The sequence below is a fragment of the Paenibacillus profundus genome (assembly GCF_021369635.1).
Classification (GTDB): Bacteria; Bacillota; Bacilli; order Paenibacillales; family Paenibacillaceae; genus Paenibacillus_B; species Paenibacillus_B profundus.
On sequence record NZ_JAJNBZ010000086.1, the window covers coordinates 1 to 2365 of the forward strand.

Genomic DNA, 2365 nt, shown 5'->3' on the forward strand with positions numbered 1-2365 from the left:
ACATATAGGCTTCTTCCGCGCCGGTGGATGCTTCTCTGCGCTTCACCAATTGGTCATCGAAGTTGTACGCGTATTCGATGACGCGCTCGTTGCGGTCGATTTGCCGCGTCAGGCGGCCTTGTCTGTCGTATTGATACACCAGCGCCTGCTGCGACGGATCCTCTACCGCGGCCAGCTTGCCCAGACTGTTGTAACGGTACGAGGTCGTATGGCCGTTGCCGTCCGTCGAGCTTGTCATATTTCCGGCACGGTCGTAGCTGTACGGCTCTTCGCTTCCGTCCGCATGCGTGAGCACCTTGATGTTGCCCCACGCATCCAGAGTATGCCGCCGTATCGCCCCGCTTGCCGGTGATGCGAATTGCCAGTTCATCGCGTAATAGTCGTAGGTGACGCGGTTGACGTTTGTGTCCGTCTCCTCCAGCACATTGCCCGCCCGATCAGATTTGAAGTAGACGATTATTGCCTTGGCGTGCTTGCTCTCGCCGCGGCTTATCTGAATAATCCGAATCAATCAGGTTCATTGTTTTTCCATTGTCTATTTCCTCCTTCATTTTTTTACACGCAAAGAAGGCTTACTCCTACTCAATTTCAAGTGGAGTAAGCCTTCTAAGTTTATCAAGCGTGTTTGTTAAGTTCGATTATATCGTGCACTCCTACTTCTAAAATCCAAACCCGGTTATATTTAGTGACTGCCTACCAATCGGAGTGATAGACCCCTCACTCGCATTGTGGCAACTGAACTTTAACTATTATTTATTATCAAATTTAATATATGTTTCTTTAATCAGAACCCGGCTCAGTTCAGGCAGGTCATCCCGCTCCGGTTCCCCCGGGTATCGTAAGCGCTGCGGGTTTTCCAAGTCTGGATTAGGCGGTTACGCGCATCATACTCGTAGGCAGCCATCCGCTCACCGTCAATAACATACAGCAGGTTACCGTAAGCCAGTCAAGGGTCTTAAAGTACTTATACTTTTATTGCTCCGTATTCTAACGGGTTAAACAACGGTGGCCAAGTAGTATCTTTATCAAATAAAGCCCCTTCAAGTAAAATATCATTTATCCTAGTACATGTCATATTGGCTCCCAATAATCTTGTCCCTTTAAAATTTGCATTCCAAACATCAGCCCCAGATAAATTAGCATTAGTTAAGTTTGCATTACTCAGGTCAGCTCCGGTTAATTTTGTGTTTGTAAGATTTGAAGATTCTAAATTTGAGTTTTGGAGTAATGCAACCATTAGTAACGCATTTGATAAATTCGTATTACTTAGGTTTGCTTCATTAATTTCCGCTCCACGTAGATTAGCTCCAATTAAACTAGACCCATATAAATTTTCTCCATTTAAAATCGCTCTATGTAGGTCTAAATTATCTAATTTGGCTTTTTCAAGTGAATCCACTTGAAGTTGAATTGGTTCATTTGCGTGGCTTTTTATAATAATTATAGTATTCACCTCTTCTACTATTTATTTCCCCAATCAAATGGGTCAATCTTCACGTTTTCCCATTGAACGACATTATCTGGTTTACCACCAGAGTAAGGAGTCACTGGTATATCGACTCCGGAAACTCTACCAGAGATATAACGATGATTACCATCCACAATAATCCCATTATCAACTTTAATTGGTGGTGGAACCTCACCATTAGATAAACGTTGGGTATATCTATTAATAGCGGGCAAAGATACAGCTCCCTGTTGGGTTTGTAAAGGTGCATTTTTCATTGCTTCTCTAATATGCCCTTCAGTCACTTCCATTCCTGGTTTCCAAGAACCATTACCCGTCTCCCCAAAAGGCCCTTCCTTCTTACCACCGCCACCGCATGACTGGCCGCTATACCCGCTCGGATCCACGTAATTAATCGGGTTGTTCCCAACATACGCATACAAATTCAGACCATCGCCCCGGTATTCGTCCTCTTGCGTAAACCGGGCGATTACTGGGTTATAGAACCTCGCGCGCAGGTAATACTGCTCCGTCGTGTGATCATACTGCTCGCCCGTTTGCGGAAGCGGTTCGGGATGCCTTCTGTGGCGGATAGGGTGCGCCGAACGCGTCGTACTCATAGCTGTTTACGATTCCGCCGAGGCGGTTCGTGATGTGCGCCACATCGCCGTGCTGATTATTCAGGTAGTAATAGGAACCTCCGCTGCCATCCACCTGCGCCAGCAATTCGTGGCCACGGACGTAGGATGCCTTGACGTGGTGCTCACTGTCCAACTCGCTGACCATGTTCCAGCCCAATTTGCAAGTTGGAATAAGCCTTTTATCAATTAGTTAAGTCTTAAAGTTTATTCTTAGTATTGTACTTGAGCATTTTGCATAATTCCAAATCTGGGTGAAGTGCAGAGAGAAGTGCTCAAC

4 protein-coding genes and 1 pseudogene are annotated in these 2365 nt (G+C 45.8%); all 5 read right to left on the bottom strand.

All coding sequences use genetic code 11. The features are described 5' to 3' along the window. A partial coding sequence (locus LQV63_RS31155; protein WP_233699641.1) for a hypothetical protein occupies positions 1-511 on the bottom strand: 511 nt, incomplete at its 3' end. A 453-nt stretch (positions 512-964) separates the two neighbouring features. Beyond that, on the bottom strand, positions 965-1453 hold the full coding sequence (locus LQV63_RS31940; protein WP_233699642.1) for a pentapeptide repeat-containing protein: 489 nt from the start codon (positions 1451-1453) through the stop codon (positions 965-967). Between the two features lie 8 nt (positions 1454-1461). Then, positions 1462-1758 carry a hypothetical protein gene (locus LQV63_RS31165; protein WP_233699643.1) on the bottom strand — a complete coding sequence of 99 codons (297 nt, stop codon included), beginning with the start codon at positions 1756-1758 and terminating at the stop codon, positions 1462-1464. A 141-nt stretch (positions 1759-1899) separates the two neighbouring features. Beyond that, positions 1900-2067 (bottom strand): annotated as a pseudogene (locus tag LQV63_RS32335) (RHS repeat-associated core domain-containing protein); the annotation flags it as partial. Then, a complete protein-coding gene (locus LQV63_RS31170) occupies positions 1988-2161 on the bottom strand; it encodes a hypothetical protein (protein ID WP_233699644.1) in 174 nt (57 codons plus the stop codon). The pseudogene LQV63_RS32335 and the gene LQV63_RS31170, both read right to left, overlap by 80 nt. Positions 2162-2365: the final 204 nt, after the last annotated feature.